Source organism: Pseudomonas sp. S60, assembly GCF_016647865.1.
In the GTDB taxonomy this organism is placed as follows: Bacteria; Pseudomonadota; Gammaproteobacteria; order Pseudomonadales; family Pseudomonadaceae; genus Aquipseudomonas; species Aquipseudomonas parafulva.
In genome coordinates this window covers 20,997-44,546 of sequence record NZ_JACVVH010000001.1, presented here as the reverse complement: position 1 = coordinate 44,546, position 23,550 = coordinate 20,997, and the positions used below count along the sequence as shown (strand labels likewise).

Here is a 23,550-nt window from a genome sequence, read left to right as displayed (position 1 = left end):
ACCAGCGCCGGGATGGAGCAGCAGTATCGTCAGGTCGATCAGGTGGCCACCGCCTCCCACGAGATGAGCGCAACCGCCCAGGATGTGGCGCGCAGCGCTGCGCAGGCCGCCCAGGCTGCACGCGAGGCCGACCAGGCCACCCGCGAGGGCCTGGCGGTGATCGAGCGCACCACCCACAGCATCGATGCCCTGGCATCGGACATGAGCGGCGCCATGGCCGAGGTGCAAGGCCTGGCGCAGAACAGCGAGAAGATTGGCTCAGTGCTGGAAGTGATCCGCTCCATTGCCGAGCAGACCAACCTGCTGGCGCTCAACGCCGCCATTGAAGCCGCACGCGCCGGCGAGGCCGGGCGTGGCTTTGCCGTAGTCGCCGACGAAGTGCGCAACCTGGCCCAGCGCACCCAGCAGTCGGTGGAGGAAACCCGCCAGGTGATCGAAGCGCTGCAGGACGGCACCCGTGAGGTGGTAGGCGCCATGGACAATAGCCATCGCCAGGCCCAAAGCGGTGTGCAGCAGGTGGGCCAGGCGGTTACCGCGCTGCAGCGCATTGGCCAGGCGGTCACGGTGATTACCGACATGAACCTGCAGATTGCCTCGGCCGCTGAAGAGCAAAGTGCGGTGGCTGAGGAAATCAACAGCAACGTGGCGACCATTCGCGACGTCACCGAATCGCTGTCTGGCCAGGCCAACGAATCAGCCCGCGTGAGCCAATCGCTCAACAGCCTGGCCAACCAGCAGCAGGCGCTGATGGACCAGTTCCGCGTCTAAGCCTGCCAGGGCTGTTCATCTCGTCGTCTACACTTGCCCCATTCCCAAGGTGCCGTAGACGACGAGGTGTTCATGAAGAAAGGCCCAACGCTGCTATTGGGGGCGCTGCTGGCGCTAGGGCTGGCCAGTGCAGACAGTGCAGCGGCAGCGCCACCGCAAGCACCGATCCACTTCGGCGCCATTGGCTGGGAAAGCGGCGCATTCACCACCGAATTGCTGCGCGTGATCGCCGAGCGTGGTTACGGCCATGCCACCGACACCCTGCCCGGCAGTACCGTCAGCATGGAAGTGGCCCTGGCGCGCAACGACCTGCAAGTGATCGCCGAAGAATGGGCTGGCCGTAGCCCGGCCTGGGTCAAGGCTGAGCAGGCCGGGCAGGTGTTCGCACTGGGCGACACCGTGAAGCATGCCGAGGAAGGCTGGTGGGTACCGGCCTATGTGGTCGAAGGTGACACCGCACGCAATATCAAACCCCTGGCGCCACAGTTGCGCAGTGTCGAGGACCTGAAACAGTACCCTCAGGTGTTCCGCGACCCCGAGGCGCCAGGCAAGGGGCGCTTCCTCAACAGCCCCAGCGGCTGGACGTCTGAAACCGTCAACAGTCAGAAGCTCAAGGCCTACGGCCTGAACGACCTGTACAGCAATTTCCGCAGCGGCTCGGGCGCAGCGATGGATGCCGAAATCGGCTCGGCGATCCGCCGTGGCCAGCCGGTGCTGTTCTATTACTGGAACCCTACCCCGTTGATGGGCCGGTACAAGCTCATTCGGCTACAGGAACCGCCATTCGACGCCCAGGCCTGGGCAACGCTCACCGATGCCGCCAACCCGGCGCCCAAGGGCAGCAGTTCATTGCCGGCCAAGCTGTCGATCGGGGTGTCCAAGGCGTTCCGTGACAACTACCCCGACCTGGTGAAGGTGTTCGAGCAGGTCGATTTGCCCATTGACCTGCTTAACCGCACCCTGGCAAGCATGAGCGAGAAACGCACACCACCACGGGAAGCTGCACTGGCGTTCATGCGCGACAACCCGGCAGTGTGGAAAGCGTGGCTGCCTGCAGACATCGCGGCCAAGGTCGAGGCCAGCCTGTGAGTGAGGGCTTTCCACAAGCGTTGCAGTTCTCATTTGCCGACGGCATCAACAGGCTGGTGGACTGGCTGGTACTGAACTATGGCGACCACCTGCGCGCGGTGTCCGACCAACTGCTGCAGGTGCTGGTCGGGCTGGAAAACCTACTGCGTTTGGTGCCCTGGTGGCTGCTGCTGTCACTGGTGGGCTTGGTGGCATGGCACGCCACCCGCAGCGGTGTGCGAAGCCTGGTGCTTGTGGCGTTGCTGGCGCTGATAGGCATGCTCGGGCTGTGGGACAAGCTGCTGCAAACCCTTGCCCTGGTGCTGGTGAGCACCGGCCTGTGCGTGCTGATCGGCGTACCGCTCGGTATTCTGCTGGCCGCACGCCCACTGGCCCGGCGGCTGATCATGCCGGTGCTGGACGTGATGCAGACACTGCCGGCGTTCGTCTACCTGATCCCCGTGCTGATGCTGTTCGGCCTGGGCAAAGTGCCTGCGGTGTTCGCCACCCTGATCTACGCCCTGCCACCGCTGGTGCGCCTGACCCAACTAGGCCTGGCCCAGATCGACCCTTCGCTGCTGCAAGCCGCACATGGGCTGGGCGCCAGCCGCTGGCAGCGGTTGCGGCGCATCGCACTGCCGCTGGCACTGCCGAGCATCATGGCCGGCCTCAACCAGTCGGTGATGATGGCCCTGTCGATGGTGGTGGTGGCCTCAATGATCGGTGCACGGGGGCTGGGCGAGGACGTGCTGGCGGGCATCCAGACGCTGAACGTTGGCCAGGGCATGGAAGCGGGGCTGGCCATTGTGGCGCTTGCCATGGTGATCGACCGCATCAGCCAGGCTTACGGCCGCGGGCGGCGCTGACGCAGCGACCAAAGCGTTTTCGGCGTTTCTAAAGCCTGCGCGCAACCGGTACGCTATGCGCCGTACCCGGCCACGGATCACCGAACATGCTGCACTTGCTGCTGACCACGCTGTTGCCGATCATCCTGTTGATCGCCTTGGGCACCTTTCTGCGCATCAGGGGGTTCCTGGCCGACGGTTTCTGGCCGGGTGCCGAACGCCTGAGCTACTACGTACTGCTGCCCTCGCTGTTTCTACATGGGCTGGCCACCGCCAACCTTGATGGCGTGCCGGTGTTGGGCATGGTGGCGGTGTTGATGCTTTCGACCGTAGCCGGCGCAGGGCTGTTGATGCTGTACCAAGGCATCAGCCAGCACGACGGCGCTGACTTCACGTCTGTCTTTCAGGGCGGGGTGCGCTTCAACAACTACATTGGGGCGACCCTGGCCGCCGGCATTTACGGCACGGCCGGCATTGCCTTGGCGGCGGTAGCCAACGCGGCCATCGTGCCCCTGGTCAACTTGCTTTGCGTGCTGGTGTTCGCGCGCTTCAGCGCGCGCCACAGCTCGCCCCTTACGGTGCTGCGCGCGATCTTCGCCAACCCGCTGATCATCGGCTGCGCTGGCGGGCTGCTACTGCGGGTCACCGGCCTGGGCCTGCCCGCTGGCATCGAGCCTACGGTCAAGGCGCTGGGCCAGGCCGCGCTGCCACTCGGGCTATTGTGCGTGGGCGCGGCGCTGGGCGGCGCGCGCGTGGGCCAGCAGGTGCGGCCTGTGATGGCCGCGTCGGGCTTCAAGTTTCTGGTCATGCCGACCTTGGCGTGGGCGTTGTGCCGGCTGCTTGGCCTCAGTGGCCAGGCGGCGGTGGTCGCGGTGCTGTTCCAGGCGCTACCCACCGCATCGTCCTCCTACGTCATGGCCAGGCAGATGGGCGGCAACGCACCGCTGATGGCAACCATCATCGCGCTGCAGACAGTGGCGGCTGCAGCGACCCTGCCTTTGGTGTTGATGCTGACGCTCGACTAAACCGCTGGGCCGACGCTTGAGGGAACGTGCTACCGCGCTGAATCGTTGCACAAGCTCGGCCGCCTTCAGATCACCCAATCGCACTTTTGCCTCTGGCTGCGGTCAATTGCCGCTTAGGGTAAAACTCACGGCACATCGGTGCATGCCAACCCGTTCAATGGGTTGCACAGGCTCGGGCGTAAACCACCGGGCTTGTGTAGGATGAGCAGCGCGAACCACGACGCTGCCAGTTACAGGGAGATCCACATGCGCGTCCTGCCATCCGTTGCTGCCTTTTCGCTGGGCCTGCTTGTCTCGACTGGAGCGCTGGCGGTAACCGGCGAAGAGGCGCAGCTGATCGACTCGATCAATGTCTACCGCAGCACGGCACAGTCCTGTGGCACGGAGGCTTCGCTGGAGCTTCCCCCGCTCAACAGCGATACACGCCTGGCGTTGTCGCCGGAGGGCACCCGCGACCTGCAGCAGGCCATGACCCGTGCGGCCTACCCCATGGTCAACGTGCAGGCCATCAGCCTGTCCGGCCCGCGCGATGCCCGTGCGGCCATGCATGCCATCGAAGAAAGCTTTTGTCAGGTGGTGCTCGACCCGCAGTTCGTGGACATCGGCGTCAGCCAGGAAGGGCGAGACTGGCGGATCGTGCTGGCGCGCCCTCTGCTAAGCGGTCGCCTGGGTGACTGGCAGGCCGAAGGGCAGAAGGTACTGCAGGCAATCAATGCAGCACGCCAGCAGCCGCGCCAGTGCGGTGGCCAGCCGTTCGCCGCCGCGCCGCCACTTACCTGGAACGCCGTGCTGGCTGGCGTGGCTGCCAACCATACGCGGGCCATGGCCAACCAGAACTTCTTCGACCATATCGACAAGGATGGCCGTACGCCGGGTGATCGCGCCGAACTGGCCGGGTACCTGTACCAGCAGATTGGCGAGAACATCACCGCTGGCCGCGACACTGCGCAAAAAGTGGTTCAAGGCTGGCTCGACAGCCCTGGGCATTGCGCAACCCTGATGAACCCGGACTTCCGCGACCTGGGCGCCGCCTATGCCACCGACCCGAAAAGCGATGCTGGCATTTATTGGACCGGCCTGTTCGGCACCCCCCAGTAATCGGGCCAGGCCGGCCTGACAGGCGTCAGGCCTACCCGCCTCCTGCGCGCAACTGCTGCGCCGTACAAGCAAAACGCTTGCGCACGCATTTGCCCAGGTGGCTGGCGTCCCCCAACCCCACCTCGTAGGCGATCTGCGCCAGGCTGTGGCTTGAGTTGAGCAGGCGCCAGCGCGCCTGTTGCAGACGCATCTCGTGCCACCAGGCCTTGGCACTCATGCCCTGGCTGGCCTGGAACTGCCGGTCCAGTTGCCGCCTGCTGATCCCCAGTTCAGCCGCCAGGTGCTCCACAGGCAATGGCGTGCCCAGGTGATGGCGCATCAGCGCCTGCGCGCGTGCCACCAGCCGACCTGCGCCGGGCCCAGGCTCCAGCGTTCGCAATGCGTGGTGGCTGTCTCGGGGTTCATCCATCAGCATGTCTGCCAGCCCTTTCAGCGCTCGGGCTCGCCCACACGCTTTTGCCAGCAAGGCTACAACCAGGTCGACAACCGCGGTACCCCCCGCGCAGGTGATGCGGTCGCCATCGATGCAGAACAGCTGTTCCGGGACCATCTGCAGGTGAGGGAAAGCAGCGCGAAATTCAGCTTGGTGGCGCCAGTGGATCACCGCCCTGCGCCCTTGCAAAAGGCCGCACGCTGCCAGCAAAAAAGCTGCGTTGTCCACGCCCACCAACTTCACCCCTGCCCTGGCGGCTTTTTTCAGCAGCCCTGCGTAGTCTGGCGCCTTGGCCGCCGTTGCCATGGCGCCTCGGCCACCCAACAACACCAGGTAGTCAAAACCAGACAATTCCAGCTGATCGACTGCACCCTCCACCTGCACCACTGCACCGCAGCTGGAGGCTACCGGCTCTGCCGTCAGCCCGGCTACTGTCCAGGCGCAATAACGCTGGCGGCTGTAATCCTCGTCGTCAGCGCTGAAACGCAGCTTGTCGAGCAGAGCACCGAAAGGCAGCAGGGCAAAATCGGGCATCGGTACGATCAGCAAGCGAATGTCGGGGTGCATACAGGCTGTCCAGATATGACCATGGAATGACCAGATACTACCCTGCACCCGTCAACAAGGCCTCCTAAACTGACGCTCTCTCCGGCAACTGGTGCTCGCAGCATGGCAATCGAAACTTGGCTTATCTACCTGCTGGCCAGTGCTGGGCTGGCCGTTACCCCTGGGCCAAACAGCCTGCTGGCCCTCACCCACGGCGCACTCTATGGCGCACGTCGCACCCTGTTCACCATTCTCGGCGGCGTGGTGGGGTTCGTTGCGCTGATCGCCTTGGCCATGTTCGGCATCGGTGCGCTGTTGCAGGCATACCCGTCAGCGTTGAGCGGGCTGAAATGGGCGGGCGGTGCCTACCTGGTGTGGCTGGGCATTCAACTGTGGCGCAGCCCGGGGCTTCACCTCGCAGCAGCCGGGCATGGGGCTGTACAGGGCAATGGCAGCCTGTTTCTCCAAGGCCTGCTGTCGGCCCTGGCCAACCCCAAGGTACTGCTGTTCTACGGCGCCTTCTTGCCGCAGTTCATCGACCCGCAGCGCGACCTGCCCGTGCAGTTCGCGGTGATGGCAGCCACCTTTGCCAGTGTCGAGCTTGCGGTGGAGTACCTGTTGGCCCGCTTGGCGTTTCGCATCCGGCCGTGGCTGAACCAGGGCGGCGCCGGGTTCAACCGCTGTTGCGGTGGGCTGTTCGTGGTGATTGGTTTACTGCTGCCGCTTGGCGCCTAGCTATCAACGGGTTCTACGAAAGTCTACACCTGGATTCAATAACGTTTTTAGCCGCAAGTTAACTTGTATTTGCGAGCCATTTGCCGGTATTTGGCAGCGTTTTATAAGTTCCAGGCCTGCGACAATCAGCCTCAGAATATTTTGTACCAACTTGTTAATTAGCAAGCTAAGCGTTTAAACTCGGCGCATTCCACCTGCTGAGATCCCTGGCATGACACACACTCCGCGCACTTCTGGCGCCTCAACCCTCGTCCTGGGCGGGCTGGGCATCATCATTGCCCTGCTTGGCCTTCTGCTGGCCGCCGGCGGCTTCAAGCTCGCCGGCCTGGGCGGTTCCTGGTACTTCCTGATCGGCGGCCTGGCCATGGCCCTGGCCGGCATCCTCATCGCCCGGCGCAAGCGGGCCGGGGCCTGGCTGTATGCCGTGTTCCTGCTGGGGACCGTGCTGTGGGCCGTGGCTGACGCCGGCCTGGTGTTCTGGCCGCTGTTCTCGCGCCTGTTCATGTTCGGCGCCATCGGCGCGGTCGTCGCCCTTGCCTACCCGATGCTGGCACGGGCTGGCGGTGCCAGCGCAGGCCGCAGCGCCTATGGCGTGGCCGCGGTCATGGGCGTAGTGCTGGCGGTTGCCGCCGGCAACATGTTCGTCGCCCACCCCAGCGTTGCGCCCACCGGCAACGGCCCTGGCCTGACCCCGGTGGAGCCCGGCACCGCACAGAAAGACTGGGCCCACTATGGCAATACCGAAGGTGGCAGCCGCTTCGCAGCGCTGGACCAGATCCGCCGTGACAACGTCGACAAACTGAAAGTGGCGTGGACCTACCACACCGGCGACGTGGCCATCAGTGACGGCAACGGTGCCGAAGACCAGCTCACCCCGTTGCAGATTGGCAACAAGGTGTTCATCTGCACCCCACACAACAACCTGATCGCGCTGGATGCCGATACCGGCAAGGAGCTGTGGAAGAACGCCATCAACGCCCAGTCCAAGGTCTGGCAGCGCTGCCGTGGCATGGCTTACTTCGACGCCACCACGGCCGTGGCCCAGCCTACCCAGCCCAACAGCACCCCGGTCAGCGTCGCCAGCGTGCCTGCGGGTGCCAACTGCCAGCGCCGCCTGCTCACCAACACCATCGACGGCCGCCTGATTGCCGTGGATGCCGACAACGGTGAGTTCTGCCAGGGCTTTGGCAACAATGGCCAAGTCGACCTCAAGGCTGGCCTGGGCGATGTTCCAGACTCCTACTACCAGCTGTCCTCGGCGCCGCTGATGGCCGGCACCACCGTGGTGGTTGGCGGGCGTGTTGCCGACAACGTGCAAACCGACATGCCAGGCGGTGTGATCCGTGGCTTCGACGTATACACCGGGGCCATGCGCTGGGCGTTCGACCCGGGCAACCCGCAGGACCGTCAGGCGCCACAGGGTGACAACACCTACGTGCGCAGCACCCCCAACAGCTGGGCGCCGATGTCCTACGACCCGGCGATGAACACGGTGTTCCTGCCCATGGGCTCGTCCTCCACCGACATCTACGGTGTGGAACGCAACAAGCTGGACCACACCTATGGCGCTTCGGTCCTGGCCCTGGACGCGACTACCGGCAACCAGAAGTGGGTCTATCAGACTGTCCACAACGACCTGTGGGACTTCGACCTGCCGATGCAGCCAAGCCTGATCGACTTCACCAAGGACGACGGCCAGTCGGTGCCTGCGGTTGTGATCGGCACCAAGGCCGGGCAGATCTACGTGCTGGACCGCGCCACGGGCAAGCCGCTGACCCAGGTCGACGAAGTGCCGGTCAAGCCGAGCAACATCCCCAACGAGCCTTACTCGCCAACCCAGCCTAAATCGGTGGGCATGCCGCAGATCGGTGCGCAGACCCTGACCGAGTCGGACATGTGGGGGGCTACCCCGTACGATCAGCTGCTGTGCCGCATCGACTTCAAGAAAATGCGCTACGACGGCCTGTACACCGCGCCAGGCACGGACCTGTCGCTGAGCTTTCCCGGTTCGCTGGGCGGCATGAACTGGGGCAGTATTTCCACCGACCCGGTGCATGGTTTCATCTTCGTCAACGACATGCGCCTGGGCCTGTGGATCCAGATGATCCCGTCGCAGAACCAGGGCAAGGCAGCCTCCGGTGGCGAGTCGTTGAACACCGGCATGGGCGCGGTACCGCTCAAAGGCACGCCGTATGCAGTGAACAAGAACCGCTTCCTGTCGGTGGCCGGCATTCCGTGCCAGGCTCCGCCGTTCGGCACCCTCACCGCCATCGACATGAAAACCCGCCAGGTGGCCTGGCAGGTCCCGGTTGGCACCGTGGAAGACACCGGCCCACTGGGCATCCGCCTGCACCTGCCCATCAAGATCGGCCTGCCGACACTCGGTGGCACGCTGTCGACCCAAGGCGGGCTGGTATTCATTGCCGGCACCCAGGACTTCTACCTGCGCGCCTATGACAGCAGCAACGGTAACGAGATCTGGAAAGCACGCCTGCCGGTGGGTAGCCAGGGTGGCCCGATGACCTATGTGTCGCCCAAGACCGGCAAGCAGTACGTGGTGATCACCGCGGGCGGCGCACGCCAGTCGACTGACCGGGGCGACTATGTGATCGCTTACGCCCTGCCTTGAGACCGTGACGCCTTTGGCGCGGGCTCACCTGTTCCCGCCAGGTTCAGGTGAGCCCAACCCCACAGCCGGCCCGGTGCGCCGGCTAGTTCAGGCGGGTGTGCTACCCGCCTGCGTGGGGGGCGGTTTTACCCGCCCAGAGGCCCTGAAAGACTCCCCGAGACCCCCGCAATGCTATCCGCAACCCGCATGACTCCTGCTTTGCTGCTGGCCCTGGCCAGCACCCCTGCCCTCGCCGACGGCGGCCTGATGACCCGCAGCACGCTAACAGGCGACTGGGGCGGCCTGCGCCACCAGCTTGAGGCAGACGGCATCCGCTTCACCGCCGACTACAGCGGTGAAACCGCCTACAACGCTCACGGCGGCCTGCACCGCTCGGCGCGTTACTCGCAAAACGTCAAACTGGGCGTCCAGTTTGACCTGTCCAAGCTGTATGGCCTGGACAATGGCGGCAAAGTGCAGCTGACCATCAACGATCGCCGAGGCAACAGCGCCTCCGAAGACCTGGTAGGCAACCGACTGCCGATTCAGGAAAACTACGGCGGCCTCTACACCCGCCTGACCGAACTGAGCTACGAGCGCACCCTGTTTACCCCGGCGCTGAACGTGAAGCTCGGCTACATGGCCATGGGCAACGACCTGGGCGGCCTGGACAGTGGCATTTTGTGCAACTTCATGAATGCCGGTTTCTGCGGCCACCCGCTGAACATCTCCGGTGGTAGCGGCTGGACCAACTACCCCAACGCCCGCCTTGGCATGCGCGTGAAGTACGACCTGTCGCCCGCCTGGCAACTGCGGGTTGCCGCCTTCAACGTCGACCCGGAAAGCAACGGCAATTCCAGCCGGGCCTGGCACCTGGGGCCCAAGCACACCACCGGCACCGTGGTCCCGGTTGAGCTGGTCTACAAGCTTCAGGGCGAGCTGCCCGGCGAGTACAAGCTGGGTTACTACTACGACAGCTCCGACGCCAAGCGTATCGGCAGCGACAAGCAGGTGGCGGGCCGTGGCGGCCATTACCTGCTGATCGACCAGACCGTGTGGAACGACCCTGGCCTGCCAGGGCGCAGCCTGCATACGTTTGGCCAGTACTCGGCGTCCAGCAAGGCGGCCTCGCCTTTCACCAAGTGGTATGGCGCAGGCGTGGTGTTGTATCAACCGTTCCAGGGGCGCCCACGGGATACCGTGGCCTTGGGCTACGGCCGTGCGGTGCCCAACCCACGCAGCCGGGACGTCCAGCAAGCGACTGCCTTCGATGCCGGCCGCCCCTACCCGGACATCGACAGCGCCGAGCAGTTGATCGAACTGAGCTACGGCTACCAGGCCACACCGTGGCTGAACCTGCGGCCGGATGTGCAGTACATCATCGAGCCAGGCGCGTTCTCGGGCAAAGCCATCGACAACGCCCTGGTGGTCGGGCTGCAGGTCAAGGCCAGCTTCTGACAGGCACCTGGCGCAGGTAGGCCACCAGCCTGGCCAACATCGCGTCACACGCCCGCAACTGCTCGACGCTGACGAACTCGTCGGGCTTGTGGCCCTGGTCCATGCTACCAGGGCCACACACCACGGTCGGGATACCGGCCTGGTCGAACAGCCCTCCTTCGGTACCAAACGCCACCGTACCGAATGCCTCCGAGCCACTGAGCAACGCCAGCAACTGCGCCGCCTCGCTGCCTGCCGGAGTCGCCAGCCCAGGGTAGGCACTCAAGGGTTGCAGGCGGATAGCGCTCTCGCGGTTGACCTTGCGCATCCGTGGCAGCAACTCGGCGTCGGCATACTGCTGCAACTCGCTGGCGACCGTGGCGGCATCAAAGCCTGGCAAGGCCCGCACTTCGAAATCGAACTCGCAATGCGCCGGCACGATATTGAGCGCCGTACCCCCTTTGATCACGCCGGCCTGCACCGTGGAAAACGGCGGGTCGAAACGGCAGTCATGCCGTTCGGGGCTGGCCAGCGCCTCACCCAGGTCACCCAGTTTGCCAATCAGCTTGGCTGCATATTCGATGGCATTGACCCCATACGGGGCGTACGCCGAGTGGCAGGCTGCACCCTGCACCTGGCAGCGCACGGCCAACTTGCCCTTGTGCCCAAGCACTGGCTTGAGTTCGGTAGGCTCGCCGATCAGGCATAGCCGGGGCTTGAGCGGGCGTTGCTCAAGGGCGGCCAGCATGGAGCGCACCCCCAGGCAGCCCACCTCTTCGTCATAGGAAAACGCCAGGTGCACAGGCATGCGCAGCGGCTCGGCCAGCAATGCCGGGACTGCCGCCAGCACCGAGGCGATGAAGCCTTTCATGTCGGCGGTGCCCCGCCCATAAAGCCGGCCGTCGTGCTCGCTGAGCGTGAAGGGTGCTACCGTCCAAGCCTGGCCATCGACCGGCACCACGTCGGTATGCCCCGACAGCACGATACCCGCGACGTCTGTGGGGCCGATGGTGGCGAACAGGTTGGCCTTGGTGCCCTCGGTGTTGAGGAACAGCTCACTGGCAACGCCCAGGCTGGCCAGGTAGTCGCGCACGAAACCGATCAGGTCGAGGTTGGAGTCGCGGCTGACCGTGGCAAAGCCCACCAACCGGGCCAACAGCGTGCGGCTGGCGAACTCACTCATCGCCCGCCACCCCGTAGCTGGGGGCTGCGGTCGGGTCCAGGGCGCGGGTCACATAGTCTTGCATCTGCGGGCGATAGGCCCGCCACAAGCCCTGCAGGGCGCCGATGGGGTCGTTGTCGGCCCAGTCTACCCGCAGGTCCACCAGCGGCCAGGTCAGCTCGCCGGCAACCTTGAGCGCGGCAGAATGGACCGGCCCGGCTTCACCGCCTGCCGCCATCGCCGCGTGCATGGCGGCCAGCAGGCGGTCAGCCAGGTGCCCGCTGGCCTGCTCGAATGCCTGCACCATGGCCTCTATCACGGCAGCCGAGGCCAACAGGTTACCGGCTGCCGCGCACTGCTCCCCGGCCACGGCATGATGGGTGCCAAGGGCTTCACGCCCGGTGAACAGCGCCACCTGGCCGTGGCTGTCGATCACCGTGACCTGGCGGTATTCACTCCAGCCATTGGCGCTCAGCACCTGCTCCAGGGCGTTGGCCGGTGGCAGTTGCCCGCGCTCAAGGGCGTCGAGAATCTGCGGCCCGAGGGCGGGCAAGGTGATGTTCTGCGTGGCAACCGCGCCTACCCCGGCCCTGACCCAGGGGCAGCGGGCACCGACCGCGATGCTGGAAGAACTGATGGCGATACCGACCTGGCCGGTTTCCTGGCAGCGCCCGATGATGGAGAAGGTCATGACATGGATCCTGTTGTGCTATGCGGTTGGAAGGCATTCTGCGAGCAAGCCCGCGGCCCAGGAAACCACCTTTTTCCGAGGCCTTGAGCAACAAAAAACTAACCCTTCGCCCCCCGCTACCACGCCTGAACGGCCACCACGCACGGTGCACCCCCGGCCGGACGGGGCCTTCGCCAATTTATCGGCAAGCACCAGCTAAATACTATTTTCGCCATTGTCCGGGCATCCCTAGTCTGGCCCCAGGTAAACGGCGGTCTTCCAACCGACCTCACAAAAACCGCCTGAACAAGGGCTCGGACATGACACTGAACAACCTCGAAATTGACACCCTCGTCGTCGGCGCCGGCCAGGCCGGTGTCGCCATGAGCGAACACCTGAGCAAGCTGGGCGTGCCGCACCTGGTACTGGAACGCAACCGCATTGCCGAAGCCTGGCGCACCGGCCGCTGGGATTCGCTGGTGGCCAACGGCCCGGTATGGCACGACCGCTTCCCGGGCCTGGCGTTCGACATGGACGCCGATGCCTTTGCCGGCAAGGACCAGGTAGCCGACTACTTCGAACACTACGTACGCAAGTACAACCTGCCGGTGCGCACCGGCATCGAAGTGCGCAAAGTAGTGCGCAACAGCGACCGCCCCGGCTTCACCATCGAAACCAACGAGGGCGTGATCCGCGCCAACCGGGTGGTGGCTGCCACCGGGCCGTTCCAGAAGCCGGTGATCCCGGCCATCGCCCCCAAGGACACCAACCTGCATCAGATCCACTCGGCGGCCTACTTCAACCCGCAGCAACTGCCAGAAGGTGCCGTGCTGGTGGTGGGCGCCGGGTCGTCCGGGGTGCAGATTGCCGAAGAACTCATGCGCGCCGGGCGCCAGGTGTACCTCTCGGTGGGGGCCCACGACCGCCCACCGCGCGCCTACCGCAACCGCGACTTCTGCTGGTGGCTGGGGGTGCTGGGCGAATGGGATGCCGAAATCGCCAAGCCTGGGCGCGAACACGTCACCATCGCGGTGAGTGGTGCCCGTGGCGGCCATACCGTCGATTTTCGCGCCCTTGCCCACCAAGGCATGACCCTGGTCGGCCTGACTCAGTCGTTCAGCGATGGCGTAGCGCACTTCCAGGACAACCTGGTAGAAAACATCAACCGCGGCGACGAAAACTACCTGGCCCTGCTCGATGCTGCCGATGCCTACGTAGCGCGCAACGGCCTGGACCTGCCCGAAGAGCCCGACGCCCGCAAACGCCTGCCCGACCCGGCCTGCATGCGCACCCCGCTGCGCCAACTGGACCTGGCCAAGGCCGGTGTGGGCACCATCATCTGGGCGACCGGCTACGGCGTGGACTTCAGCTGGCTGCAGGTGGACACCTTCGATGCCAACGGCAAGCCCCAGCACCAGCGCGGTGTCGCCCGCGAGCCCGGCGTGTACTTCCTCGGCCTGCCCTGGTTGTCGCGCCGTGGCTCCTCGTTCATCTGGGGCGTATGGCACGACGCCAAGCACGTCGCTGGCCACATCGCCACCCAGCGCACCTACCTGGCCTACCGCGACCGCAAGCAGCGCGCCGCTGATGACCAGCCACACCCCAAGCTCAGCACCGTCAGCACCCTAGGAGCCCACTGATGCCTACCCACACCCGCATCCGCATGTTCAACACCAAGGTCACCTACCCCAACCAGACCCTGGACAACGACCTGTGCCAGGCGGTGCGCGCCGGCAACACGGTCTATGTTCGCGGCCAGGTAGGCACCGACTTCGAAGGTAACCTGGTAGGCCTGGGCGACCCCCGGGCGCAGGCCGAGCAAGCCATGAAGAACGTCAAGCAATTGCTGGAAGAAGCCGGTTCCGACCTGTCGCACATCGTCAAGACCACCACCTACATCACCGACCCGCGTTTCCGCGAGCCGGTGTACAAGGAAGTCGGCAAATGGCTCAAGGGGGTGTTCCCCATTTCCACCGGCCTGGTGGTTGCCGGGCTTGCCCAGGCGGAGTGGCTGATGGAGATCGACGTGATCGCCGTCATTCCCGACCCGGCATAGCAGCCGCCGGGGCTCAGAAGCCCACGGTGGCCGACAGCAGGTAGGTGCGCGGGGTGGACAAGGTGAGCCCCGGCTCGGCGTCATCGGGCGCGCCGGCCGAGCTCCAGTAGCGGTCGTCCAGCACGTTCTCGACACTGGCGCGCAGGGTGACCTGCGTGGCGTCCACCTTGAAGGCATAGCGGGCACCCAGGTCATAGCGCTCCCAGCCGTCGATCTTCTTGCTGTTGTTCTGGTCCAGGTACTGGGAGCTGGAGTGGGTGCCGCGCGCTGTCAGCGTCAGGCCGTCCACCCCGGGTACGTCCCATTCGGCGCCCAGGTTGACGTTGTATTCCGGGGTGGCGGGGGCGCGGTTGCCGTCATAGGCACCGCCCACGGTATCGGTCAGTTCACTGTCGATGTACATCACCCCGCCCAGCAGCCGCACCCCGTCCAGCGGCTCGCCGAACACGCTCAGCTCGATGCCACGGTTATTGCGCTTGCCATTGGCACCGAACACGCGGGAGCCGGGGTTGGTTTCGTAGGCCGGCTGGCGGATACGGAACGCGCTGGCGGTGAACGCGACCTTGCCCAGGTCGTACTTGGCGCCCACTTCCACCTGGCGGCTGGTGAACGGCGGGAAGATTTCATCTTCGTTGATGGAGGTCGAAGGTGCGATCTTGCCCTGGCTCAAGCCCTCCATGTAGTTGGCGTACAACGACAGCTGGTCGGTGACTTTCAACAGCACACCGCCCGACGGCGAGACCTTTTCTTCGTCGTAGGCTGTGTCGCCTTTCACACCATCGCTCCAGTCGTCCACCTGCACGCGCTGCCAGCGCAGGCCCAGGGTGACCAACAGGTTGTCGTCGAAAAAGCCCAACGTGTCGGCCAGGGCCACGCCCGAGAAGCGGTTCTCGGTGTAGTCCTTGGAGTCGCGCCGGGTGGGTGTGCCAGGGGCCGGTATTGCGGCCGGGTGGTACAGGTTGCTGGGCGACGACGCATAGCGGGCGCCACCGTTGGTGAAGTCCATGTAGTAGTAGGTGGCGGCCAGGTTCACCTCGTGGCTGACCGGGCCGGTGTGGAACCAGTTGCGTAACCCGGCCATGGCCGTGCGCACCGACTCGTCACGGGTAAAATCACGTGGCTGCACAGTGAAGTCGCCCGCATCGTTGATGATCGACACGTTGTGGCGCAGGAAGTCATGGTTGCTCTTGCGCGCGCCCACAGCGCCGTAGGCCAGTAGCGATTCGCTGATGTCGTACTCGGCATGCACGGCACCGAAGGTATCGTTGGTACGCGCCTTGCTCCAGGCCTGGGCGTAGTTGCGGTGCACATCGCTGGCCTTCGGCACCTTGGCGCGCGCGCCTACCAGCACCCGCTCCTGCGGGGCGTCGGTATCGCGCTCGGTATGGCCGAGGTCGGCCGACAGCCGCAGGCGGTCGCCGCGAAAATCCAGGCCCAGCACCGCCATTTCACGGTCGACGCTCTGGTGGTCCCATTCGGTGTCGCCCGATTGCTTCACACCGTTGAAGCGCACGCCGAACTGCTGCCCTTCCCCGAAGCGCCGGCCAATGTCCACCGCGCCGCCGGCCTGGCCTGCCGAGGCATAGCTGCCGGTGAACTCGGTGATGGGCTTGTCGGTGGCGCGCTTGGGCTGCACGTTGATGCCACCCCCTACGCTGCCACGCGGGGCGATGCCGTTGATCAGCTGGCTGGGGCCCTTGATGATGTCCACCCGGTCGGCCATTTCCATGTCGATGGAATAGGTCGGCAGCAGGCCGTACAGGCCGTTGTAGGCCACGTCGCTGTTGAACAGGCTGAAACCGCGAATGGTGAACTGCTCGAAGCGCCCGCCCGCCGGGTTGGTGGTACGTACCGAAGGGTCGCTGGCGACCAGCTCACCCAAGGTGCGCGCCTGCTGGTTCTTGACCAGGTCGCTGGTGTAACTGGTGATACTGAACGGCGTTTCCATGAAGTCCCGCGCCCCCAGCAGGCCCTGGGCACCCTGCCGCGCCACCTGGCCGCCGGCGTAGGGCTGCGCGTCGTTGCCGCCCGGCAGGCCACTGATGATGCTGGTGGGGGCGATTTCCAGGGCAGCGCCCGCTTGCGGTGCCGGCATGAGGGTAAAGGCGCCCTCGCCCACCGGCAGCAGTTGCAGGCCACTGCCGCGCAGCAGCTGCATGAAGCCTTCATCCACGCTGTAGCGGCCAGACAACCCTTCGCTGTTCAAACCACGCACCAGCGCAGGGTCCAGCGAGAGGCTCACGCCAGCCTGGTCGGCAAAGCCGGTCAAGGCCGCGCCAAGGCTGGCGGCAGGTACCTGGTAAGCCCGCCGCACGGGCTCCTCGGCCCAGGTGGGCAGGCTCAGCAGCAGGCTCATGGCAAACAACGGACGCACGGCGCGCACCAGCGGGCGCACACGGTTGGACTTTACTGCACGCATCTGAAAAAGCTCCCCTTCATGGTCTTCTACCGGTAATGACCGGTGAGCAAAAAAAAGGGGACAGCCTCATGCGGAATTTTCTCGTGGGGCCAGGGTGACCCAGTAACGGGTACGGGCCTGCACCTGCACCGGCAGGCTGGCGGCGAGCAGGGCCAGTACCTGGTCCGTGTCGTCCAGGCGGAAGGTGCCGGTCACCCGCAACCCGTCGATGGCCGGTGACCAGCGCAGCACGCCGGGGCGATACCGGCGCAGCTCGGCCAGCAGCTCCCCCAGGCGGCGATCATCCAGGCGCAGCACGCCCTCGCGCCAGCCCAGCAGCCAGGGTTCCACAGTGGTCACGACATCCACCCCGCCATCGAGCAGGGTAGCCTGCTGCCCAGCTTCGAGGACCACCAGCGAGCCATGCCCGGGCTGCAGGCGCACGCGGCCACCCGTCACCGACACTCGGCAACCTGGGTCCAGCAGGCGCAGACAGACATCGGCGGCGCCTGACCCTTGGCCTCCCAGCTGTACCTGGCCGGTAGGCACCTGCACGCGCAGGTCGAGGTTGCCAGGGGTCTTCACCGCCACCTCTCCCCGCCTGAGTGTGATACGCCGGCCTGGGCCGTCGATATCCACGGCGCTGTCGGTGTTCAACTGCACCGACGTGCCATCGGCCAGCCGCAATTCGCGGCGTTCACCCACCCCGGTACGTACGTCCGCAGCCCAGGCGTCGATAGGCAGTTCGCGGCTGATCAACCAGGCCGACGGTAACAGCACCGCCACGCCCAGTGCCTGCTTGAGCAACGCCCGGCGGCCAGCATCCGGTCGGTCCAGGGTTGCCATGGCCAGGCTGCCGGGCAAGCTGCTGAAGCGCTGGCGCAGCAGCAGTGCCTTCTGCCAGGCGTGCTCATGGGCAGGATTGCTGGCCCGCCACTGCTCAAGGCGCGACAGGTCCGCATCGCTGGCACTGCCCGAGTCCAGCAGCGACAGCCAGCGCGCGGCGCCACGCAGGGCATCGCGCATTTCTGGGGGTTGCGGGTTCATTCGAGCTCGGCCAGCAGGCAATGTTCGTAGGCCTGAGCCATGTAGCGCTTTACCGAACGCTCGCATACGCCAAGGCGCACGCCGATTTCGGCATAGCCCAGGCCCTCGAGCTGGCTCCAGAGAAACGCCTTGCGCACCGCAGGCTTCAAGCCATCGAGCAGTTCGTCCAGCGCCTGCAGGGTTTCCAGCAACACCCAGCGCTGCTCGGGCGAGGGCACGTGTTGCTCGGGCAGGTGCGCCAGGGCATCCAGGTAGGCCTGTTCGAGGCTGCGGCGCTGATAGAAGTTGCTGAGCAGGCGCTTGCCCACCGTCAACAGGTAGGCACGCGGTTCGTGAATGTCGGCAAGCGGCTGAGCACTGGCCAGTACGCGCAGGAAGGTGTCCTGGCTGAGGTCGGCAGCATCCCAGGCATTGCCCATGCGCCGGCGCAGCCAGTTTTCCAGCCAGCCACGATGCTCGCGGTAGAACGCAGGCAGGCTGGGCGGGGGCGGCGGCGCGGCATCGATCATGGGGATGGCCCTGCAGTGGACGTAAATAGGATTAATTCTAATTTACATCGCACAGCAGGACCAACCCCTTTATCACCTGTCAGGCAATGGCGGCGTCCACCAGCACTTGGGCTTCTTGCACCAGGCGCTGCAGATGCGCTTCGTCGATGAAGCTTTCGGCGTAGATCTTGTAGATGTCTTCAGTGCCCGATGGGCGTGCCGCAAACCAGCCATTGGCGGTCATCACCTTGAGGCCACCAATGGCCTGGCCGTTGCCCGGCGCATGGCTCAGCACCTGCACGATCGGCTCGCCGGCCAGTTCCGTGGACTTCACCTGCTCGGGCGCCAGCTTGCTAAGCAGCGTCTTCTGGCGGGCATCCGCCTTGGCCTCTACCCGGGTGGCGTAAGGTTTGCCAAGGGCTGCAGTCAGGTCCGCGTAGGCCTGGCCTGGGTTACGGCCGGTACGGGCAGTCATTTCAGCGGCCAGCAGCGCAGGGATCAGGCCATCCTTGTCGGTCGCCCAGACCGACCCATCACGGCGCAGGAACGAGGCCCCGGCGCTTTCTTCGCCACCAAAACCCAACGAGCCGTCGAACAGCCCCTGGGCGAAATATTTGAAGCCCACCGGCACTTCGTAGAGCTCACGGCCCAGCCGCTCGGTGACACGGTCGATCAAACCGCTGGACACCACGGTCTTGCCCACCGCTGCGTCGCTGCGCCATTGCGGGCGGTGGCGATACAGGTAATCGATGGCCACGGCCAGGTAGTTGTTGGGTTGCAGCAGCCCTTCAGGGGTGACGATACCGTGGCGGTCGTGGTCCGGGTCGCAGGCGAAGGCCACGTCAAAACGCTCGCGCAAGCCGATCAGGCCCTGCATGGCGTAAGGCGAGGAAGGGTCCATGCGGATCTGGCCGTCCCAGTCCACGCTCATGAAGCGGAAGGTTGGGTCTACCTCGGTGTTCACCACTTCCAGGTCGAGCTTGTAGTGTTCGGCAATGGCCGACCAGTAGCGCACCCCTGCCCCACCCAGCGGGTCGACGCCCAGGCGCAGCTTGGCGGCCCGGATCACGTCGAAGTCGATCACGTTCTCCAGGTCGGCCACGTAATGGCTGACATAGTCGTGGCGGTGGGTGGTCGGCGCCAGCAGCGCCTGGGCATGGTCAATGCGCTTGACCCCGGCAAGGTCCGCCGCCAGCAGTTCGTTGGCCTTGTTTTCGATCCACTTGGTGACGTCGCTGTCGGCGGGCCCACCGTTGGTGGGGTTGTACTTGAACCCACCGCTTTGGGGCGGGTTGTGCGACGGGGTAATGACGATGCCGTCGGCCAGGCCCTGCTCGCGCCCGCGGTTGTAGCACAGGATGGCGTGGGAGATGGCGGGTGTCGGGGTGTACTCGTCGTCCTTGGACAGCATCACCTGCACGCCGTTGGCGGCCAGCACCTCCAGGGCGCTGGCGGCAGCGGGTGCCGACAGGGCATGGGTGTCGGCGCCGATGAACAACGGGCCGTCGATGCCCTTTTCCTGGCGATACAGGCAGATGGCCTGGGTGATCGCCAGCACATGGTACTCGTTGAAGCTCAACTCGAAAGAGGTGCCCCGGTGCCCTGAGGTACCAAAGGCCACCCGCTGGGTCGCCACGGCCGCATCCGGGCGGCCGGTGTAATAGGCCGTGAGCAGGCGGGGGATATCAACCAGCACGCTGGCCGGTGCCGGCTTGCCTGCCAAAGGACTGAGCGTCATGCATAAACCTCGAGTTCAACGAATGGTGGGTGTTGGAACGTGCAGTGTACTGAGAGTTGCATGACGGTGCGATGGGGCCAGTCAACAAACAACCTGGCAACCCGCCAGCTTCTGGGCGGTCTAGAGTGAAGCCCATCAGCCACTGCCTGCGAGGCCCCATGGCATTTCATCGTCTCACCCGTACCCACCCCAGGCTGACCATCGCTGCCATCGTCGGCTTGTTGGGTGGCTGGTTGATCCCAGGCGGCGACAGCGTGCAGCGCATTCTGACCGGCTGGAACCTGGGGGTATGGCTGTACTTGCTCCTGGTGCTGTGGTTGAGCTGGAACGCCAGCCCGGACAAAGTACGCAAGGTGGCCCGCACCGAGGACGAAAACGCCGGGCTGGTGTTGCTCACCGTGTGCGTGGCCGCCATTGCCAGCCTGGTGGCAGTGACGTTCCAGCTGGTTTCGAGCCGTGGCTTGCACGGCGACGCCCTGGCGGTGCACTACCTGTACACTGGGCTTACGATTGCCGGCTCCTGGCTGCTGATCGGCTGCATCTTCAGCCTGCACTATGCTCGGCTGTTCTATGCCGGGCAGCACCCCGAGCCGCCGCTGCGGTTCGCCGATAACGAATGCAAACCTGACTACTGGGACTTCCATTACTTCTCTTTCACCATCAGCGTGGCGGTGCAAACCTCGGACGTGGGCGTAGCCGGGCGCAACCTGCGCCGGGTGGTGCTGGCCCACTCGTTGGTAGGGTTCGTGTTCAACACGGCCATCCTGGGGTTCACCATAAACATCGCGGCAGGGCTGTTGAATTGAGGCTACCGCCTGTCCGAAACCCTCATGCAGGCGTGGAATGCAGCGCTGCCCCAGGGCGCCCACAATTCGAGGCATCTGGGCCAGGAAAACGTTTGCCCCGCTCCGGCTGTTCAGGCCGTCGGCATCCCCGTCTGTGACTTGGGTCATCCATTGATACATTTGTCATATTTGTGAACGAGAATCGCTCGGTGCAAGTGCTATGGTTACCTTCCCAGCGGTCGCATGACGCGGCCGCCCATCACCATCGTCCAGGCAAGGACAAGGAGGCTGGCATGAACAAGATGACGTTCCCCAACGCCTGCCAGGTGATGCGCTGGCACTTCCATCCGCTTGGCTTCGAAGCCAGCATGGATGCGCCTCGCAGCATGGTCGCGCGGCTGTTCGACCGTGGCACCGGTGTAACACTGCTGGCCATTGCCGGCATCCCCTGCACGGCCATCATGGCGGCAGCGGACGTCGAGCGCATCATCGAGGCGGTCGAAGCCGAAATCGATGCGTTCCAGCCAGCCTTCACACTGCGCGACGCAGGCTAGCCGACTGCAGCCAGGGCCGGGCCCATGGCCTGCAAACCGCTCATGAACTGCTCGGCCGGCACCGGCTGGCCCAGCAGGTACCCTTGCAGCGAATCACAGCCCAGGCGCGTGAGAAACGCCTGCTGCCCCCCGGTCTCTACCCCTTCAGCAACGATGCGCAGGCCTAATGCCTGGCCCAACGCCACAATGGCAGAAACGATGGCCGCATCCTCGCTGTCCTGCTCCAGTTCACGAACAAAGCCACGGTCGATCTTCAATTCGTTGGCCGGTAGCCGCTTGAGGTACAGCAAACTGGAGTAGCCCGTACCAAAGTCGTCGATAGACAGGTCTACCCCCATCTCGGAAAGCCGTCGCAGCACGGCCAGGCTGACGTCAGCGTCATGCATTGCGGTGGTTTCCGTCACTTCCAGGGTCAGGCAGTTGGCCGGCAGGTGGTTGCGCGCCAGGGCGCTGGCCACGCTGTCAACCAACCCCGCATGGCAGAACTGGATCGCCGACAGGTTCACCGCAATACGCCAGCCGACATGCCCTTCGTTCAACCACTGGCACATCTGCCGGCAGGCCTCATCCAGCACCCACTCACCAATGGGCAAGATCAGCCCGGTCTTCTCCGCAAGGCCAATGAAGCGGTCGGGCAACAGCAGGCCGTGTTGAGGGTGTTCCCAGCGCAACAAGGCTTCGGCACCGATCGGCTGGCAGGCCCTGGCGTCGAACTTGGGCTGATAATGCAGGCGCAACTGCCGGCGCTCCACGGCATGGCGCAGGTCCTGCAGCAGTTGCAACTGCTGGCGGGCGTTGCTGTTCATCGACACGTCGAAAAAACTGTAGCCGTTCTTGCCCGCGCTCTTAGCGTGGTACATGGCAGCGTCCGCATTGCGCAGCAGTTCGTGTTGGTCAAGGCCATTGCCTGGGTACAGCACAATGCCCAGGCTGGCCGACAATTGCAGCTCGTGGTCGGCCACCTGGAAGGGTCGGGACACCAGGTTAACCTGCTTGACTGCCACATCCATGGCATCGGCTGGAGTCTGCAGCTCAACCAGCAGCACGAACTCGTCGCCGCCGATACGCGCCAGGGTGTCCTGGCTGTGCAAGTGACCGCGCAGGCGAGCGGCCACCGCCTTGAGCAACAAGTCGCCAATGTGGTGGCCAAAGGCATCGTTCACCGGTTTGAAACCGTCCAGGTCGATGAACATCAATGCAAAGCACCCGCCCTGCTCCGCCACCTTGGCAATCGCCTGCTCGATCCGGTCCGCCAACAGGCTGCGGTTGGGCAACGCAGTCAGGGTGTCGTGCAGCGCCAGTTGGGTAAGCTCCTGGTTGGCCAGGGTCAGCGACCTGGCCAGCTCCGCGGTACGTACCTCAAGGCGGGCGTCCAGCACCGACGTCAGCAAGGCGACCGCCAGCACAGCCAGGGTGGGGATCAATACCAGGTAGACCAACCCGTCGCCCTGCAGGCCACCAGGCAAGGCGCCACAATAGCTACCCACCGGGAAACTTGCCGCGGCCATGCCCGTGTAGTGCATGCCGACGATCGCCAGGCCCATCACCACCGCAGCCAGGCCCCGAACCTGCCTGACATACGGCGTTTGCCTGCGCAGCCGGAAGGCGATCCACAACGCGGCAGCCGACGCCACCACGGCAATCAGCAGCGATGCCATGAACAGTGAGGGGTCGTAGTCGATCCCCGGCAGCATGCGCAGCGCCGCCATGCCGGTGTAATGCATGCTGGCAATGCCGCCGCCCATGATCAGCGCCCCAAACGCCAGCTGTAGCCAGGGCAGGCGTGGCTGGCTGACCAGCCACAGGGCAAAGCCTGAGGACAGCACTGCAATCAGCAGCGACAGCGCGGTCAGGGGCAGGTCATACCCCAGGTCGACCGGAAGGCTCAGGGCAAGCATGCCCACAAAATGCATGGACCACACCCCGGTCCCCATGGCCAGCGCGCCGCCCACCGTCCACACGGCAGCCGCACGGCCTTTGGCCGTGGCGATGCGGCCGGTGAGGTCAAGGGCGGTATAGGACGCCAGGATTGCCACGCACAGCGAAATCAACACCAGCGAAGAGGAATAGCTAGCGGTCAGCATTTGAG

Annotated in this window: 20 protein-coding genes; 12 read left to right on the top strand and 8 right to left on the bottom strand. The window is 64.9% G+C overall.

Annotated elements, in window-relative coordinates; translation table 11 throughout:
- The first annotated feature begins 12 nt into the window (after nucleotides 1-12).
- From IAE33_RS24830 to IAE33_RS00145, 5 genes are all read left to right on the top strand, one after another.
- Nucleotides 13-768, top strand: coding sequence for a methyl-accepting chemotaxis protein (locus tag IAE33_RS24830; RefSeq protein WP_371262495.1), 756 nt, complete (start codon nucleotides 13-15; stop codon nucleotides 766-768).
- A gap of 72 nt (nucleotides 769-840) precedes the next feature.
- Nucleotides 841-1,857, top strand: coding sequence for an ABC transporter substrate-binding protein (locus IAE33_RS00160; RefSeq protein WP_201161613.1), 1,017 nt, complete (start codon nucleotides 841-843; stop codon nucleotides 1,855-1,857).
- Nucleotides 1,854-2,702 (top strand): ABC transporter permease, encoded by an 849-nt coding sequence (locus IAE33_RS00155; RefSeq protein ID WP_201161612.1) that lies wholly within the window; start codon nucleotides 1,854-1,856, stop codon nucleotides 2,700-2,702. Before IAE33_RS00160 ends, IAE33_RS00155 begins: the two co-directional genes overlap by 4 nt.
- 86 nt (nucleotides 2,703-2,788) lie before the next feature.
- Entirely contained in the window at nucleotides 2,789-3,706 is a 918-nt protein-coding gene (locus IAE33_RS00150; protein ID WP_201161611.1) for an AEC family transporter, read from the top strand.
- A 246-nt stretch (nucleotides 3,707-3,952) separates the two neighbouring features.
- A complete protein-coding gene (locus tag IAE33_RS00145) occupies nucleotides 3,953-4,804 on the top strand; it encodes a CAP domain-containing protein (protein WP_201161610.1) in 852 nt (283 codons plus the stop codon).
- A 31-nt stretch (nucleotides 4,805-4,835) separates the two neighbouring features.
- Here IAE33_RS00145 and IAE33_RS00140 read toward each other — a convergent pair whose 3' ends face one another.
- On the bottom strand, nucleotides 4,836-5,804 hold the full coding sequence (locus tag IAE33_RS00140; RefSeq protein WP_201161609.1) for a GlxA family transcriptional regulator: 969 nt from the start codon (nucleotides 5,802-5,804) through the stop codon (nucleotides 4,836-4,838).
- A gap of 102 nt (nucleotides 5,805-5,906) precedes the next feature.
- Here IAE33_RS00140 and IAE33_RS00135 point away from each other — a divergent pair, with 102 nt between their 5' ends.
- The 3 genes from IAE33_RS00135 (at nucleotide 5,907) to IAE33_RS00125 (ending at nucleotide 10,584) form a co-directional block, all read left to right on the top strand.
- Nucleotides 5,907-6,518 carry a LysE family translocator gene (locus IAE33_RS00135; RefSeq protein ID WP_201161608.1) on the top strand — a complete coding sequence of 204 codons (612 nt, stop codon included), beginning with the start codon at nucleotides 5,907-5,909 and terminating at the stop codon, nucleotides 6,516-6,518.
- Nucleotides 6,519-6,729: 211 nt separating this feature from the next.
- Entirely contained in the window at nucleotides 6,730-9,147 is a 2,418-nt protein-coding gene (locus IAE33_RS00130) for a glucose/quinate/shikimate family membrane-bound PQQ-dependent dehydrogenase (RefSeq protein ID WP_201161607.1), read from the top strand.
- Between the two features lie 168 nt (nucleotides 9,148-9,315).
- Nucleotides 9,316-10,584 (top strand): carbohydrate porin, encoded by a 1,269-nt coding sequence (locus tag IAE33_RS00125; RefSeq protein WP_201161606.1) that lies wholly within the window; start codon nucleotides 9,316-9,318, stop codon nucleotides 10,582-10,584.
- Here IAE33_RS00125 and argE read toward each other — a convergent pair.
- Nucleotides 10,568-11,746: an acetylornithine deacetylase gene (gene argE / locus IAE33_RS00120; protein ID WP_201161605.1), complete on the bottom strand. Its 1,179-nt coding sequence runs from the start codon at nucleotides 11,744-11,746 to the stop codon at nucleotides 10,568-10,570. The genes IAE33_RS00125 and argE overlap by 17 nt on opposite strands.
- Nucleotides 11,739-12,416 carry a DUF1028 domain-containing protein gene (locus IAE33_RS00115; RefSeq protein ID WP_201161604.1) on the bottom strand — a complete coding sequence of 226 codons (678 nt, stop codon included), beginning with the start codon at nucleotides 12,414-12,416 and terminating at the stop codon, nucleotides 11,739-11,741. Before IAE33_RS00115 ends, argE begins: the two co-directional genes overlap by 8 nt.
- Nucleotides 12,417-12,715: 299 nt before the next feature.
- Here IAE33_RS00115 and IAE33_RS00110 point away from each other — a divergent pair, with 299 nt between their 5' ends.
- Nucleotides 12,716-14,035 carry a flavin-containing monooxygenase gene (locus IAE33_RS00110; RefSeq protein WP_201161603.1) on the top strand — a complete coding sequence of 440 codons (1,320 nt, stop codon included), beginning with the start codon at nucleotides 12,716-12,718 and terminating at the stop codon, nucleotides 14,033-14,035.
- On the top strand, nucleotides 14,035-14,451 hold the full coding sequence (locus IAE33_RS00105) for a RidA family protein (protein ID WP_201161602.1): 417 nt from the start codon (nucleotides 14,035-14,037) through the stop codon (nucleotides 14,449-14,451). Before IAE33_RS00110 ends, IAE33_RS00105 begins: the two co-directional genes overlap by 1 nt.
- Before the next feature lie 13 nt (nucleotides 14,452-14,464).
- On the opposite strand, the gene IAE33_RS00100 is transcribed toward IAE33_RS00105, so the two are convergent.
- The 4 genes from IAE33_RS00100 to pgm form a co-directional block, all read right to left on the bottom strand.
- Nucleotides 14,465-16,870 (bottom strand): TonB-dependent receptor, encoded by a 2,406-nt coding sequence (locus IAE33_RS00100; RefSeq protein ID WP_201161601.1) that lies wholly within the window; start codon nucleotides 16,868-16,870, stop codon nucleotides 14,465-14,467.
- 66 nt (nucleotides 16,871-16,936) lie between these two features.
- Nucleotides 16,937-17,896: a FecR domain-containing protein gene (locus tag IAE33_RS00095; protein ID WP_201161600.1), complete on the bottom strand. Its 960-nt coding sequence runs from the start codon at nucleotides 17,894-17,896 to the stop codon at nucleotides 16,937-16,939.
- The gene (locus IAE33_RS00090) at nucleotides 17,893-18,405 is read right to left on the bottom strand and encodes a sigma-70 family RNA polymerase sigma factor (protein WP_201161599.1); all 513 of its coding nucleotides are present in this window, start codon (nucleotides 18,403-18,405) and stop codon (nucleotides 17,893-17,895) included. The genes IAE33_RS00095 and IAE33_RS00090 overlap by 4 nt, the downstream gene beginning before the upstream one ends.
- 79 nt (nucleotides 18,406-18,484) lie before the next feature.
- The gene (gene pgm / locus IAE33_RS00085; RefSeq protein ID WP_201161598.1) at nucleotides 18,485-20,122 is read right to left on the bottom strand and encodes a phosphoglucomutase (alpha-D-glucose-1,6-bisphosphate-dependent); all 1,638 of its coding nucleotides are present in this window, start codon (nucleotides 20,120-20,122) and stop codon (nucleotides 18,485-18,487) included.
- Nucleotides 20,123-20,280: 158 nt separating this feature from the next.
- Between pgm and IAE33_RS00080 the strand changes: the two genes are divergently transcribed.
- Together IAE33_RS00080 and IAE33_RS00075 are read left to right on the top strand one after the other, a co-directional pair.
- Nucleotides 20,281-20,928 carry a DUF1345 domain-containing protein gene (locus IAE33_RS00080; protein WP_201161597.1) on the top strand — a complete coding sequence of 216 codons (648 nt, stop codon included), beginning with the start codon at nucleotides 20,281-20,283 and terminating at the stop codon, nucleotides 20,926-20,928.
- Between the two features lie 272 nt (nucleotides 20,929-21,200).
- The gene (locus IAE33_RS00075; protein ID WP_028633826.1) at nucleotides 21,201-21,461 is read left to right on the top strand and encodes a DUF1652 domain-containing protein; all 261 of its coding nucleotides are present in this window, start codon (nucleotides 21,201-21,203) and stop codon (nucleotides 21,459-21,461) included.
- Here IAE33_RS00075 and IAE33_RS00070 read toward each other — a convergent pair.
- On the bottom strand, nucleotides 21,458-23,545 hold the full coding sequence (locus tag IAE33_RS00070) for a putative bifunctional diguanylate cyclase/phosphodiesterase (protein WP_201161596.1): 2,088 nt from the start codon (nucleotides 23,543-23,545) through the stop codon (nucleotides 21,458-21,460). The genes IAE33_RS00075 and IAE33_RS00070 overlap by 4 nt on opposite strands.
- Nucleotides 23,546-23,550: the final 5 nt, after the last annotated feature.

Bases quoted from the DNA above. Each gene is read 5' to 3' on its own strand.
- IAE33_RS24830 (WP_371262495.1), top strand. From the start codon at position 13: ATGGAGCAGCAGTATCGTCAGGTCGATCAGGTGGCCACCGCCTCCCAC.
- IAE33_RS00160 (WP_201161613.1), top strand. From the start codon at position 841: ATGAAGAAAGGCCCAACGCTGCTATTGGGGGCGCTGCTGGCGCTAGGG.
- IAE33_RS00150 (WP_201161611.1), top strand. From the start codon at position 2,789: ATGCTGCACTTGCTGCTGACCACGCTGTTGCCGATCATCCTGTTGATC.
- IAE33_RS00145 (WP_201161610.1), top strand. From the start codon at position 3,953: ATGCGCGTCCTGCCATCCGTTGCTGCCTTTTCGCTGGGCCTGCTTGTC.
- IAE33_RS00140 (WP_201161609.1), bottom strand. From the start codon at position 5,804: ATGCACCCCGACATTCGCTTGCTGATCGTACCGATGCCCGATTTTGCC.
- IAE33_RS00135 (WP_201161608.1), top strand. From the start codon at position 5,907: ATGGCAATCGAAACTTGGCTTATCTACCTGCTGGCCAGTGCTGGGCTG.
- IAE33_RS00130 (WP_201161607.1), top strand. From the start codon at position 6,730: ATGACACACACTCCGCGCACTTCTGGCGCCTCAACCCTCGTCCTGGGC.
- IAE33_RS00125 (WP_201161606.1), top strand. From the start codon at position 9,316: ATGCTATCCGCAACCCGCATGACTCCTGCTTTGCTGCTGGCCCTGGCC.
- argE (WP_201161605.1), bottom strand. From the start codon at position 11,746: ATGAGTGAGTTCGCCAGCCGCACGCTGTTGGCCCGGTTGGTGGGCTTT.
- IAE33_RS00115 (WP_201161604.1), bottom strand. From the start codon at position 12,416: ATGACCTTCTCCATCATCGGGCGCTGCCAGGAAACCGGCCAGGTCGGT.
- IAE33_RS00110 (WP_201161603.1), top strand. From the start codon at position 12,716: ATGACACTGAACAACCTCGAAATTGACACCCTCGTCGTCGGCGCCGGC.
- IAE33_RS00105 (WP_201161602.1), top strand. From the start codon at position 14,035: ATGCCTACCCACACCCGCATCCGCATGTTCAACACCAAGGTCACCTAC.
- IAE33_RS00100 (WP_201161601.1), bottom strand. From the start codon at position 16,870: ATGCGTGCAGTAAAGTCCAACCGTGTGCGCCCGCTGGTGCGCGCCGTG.
- IAE33_RS00095 (WP_201161600.1), bottom strand. From the start codon at position 17,896: ATGAACCCGCAACCCCCAGAAATGCGCGATGCCCTGCGTGGCGCCGCG.
- IAE33_RS00090 (WP_201161599.1), bottom strand. From the start codon at position 18,405: ATGATCGATGCCGCGCCGCCGCCCCCGCCCAGCCTGCCTGCGTTCTAC.
- pgm (WP_201161598.1), bottom strand. From the start codon at position 20,122: ATGACGCTCAGTCCTTTGGCAGGCAAGCCGGCACCGGCCAGCGTGCTG.
- IAE33_RS00080 (WP_201161597.1), top strand. From the start codon at position 20,281: ATGGCATTTCATCGTCTCACCCGTACCCACCCCAGGCTGACCATCGCT.
- IAE33_RS00075 (WP_028633826.1), top strand. From the start codon at position 21,201: ATGAACAAGATGACGTTCCCCAACGCCTGCCAGGTGATGCGCTGGCAC.
- IAE33_RS00070 (WP_201161596.1), bottom strand. From the start codon at position 23,545: ATGCTGACCGCTAGCTATTCCTCTTCGCTGGTGTTGATTTCGCTGTGC.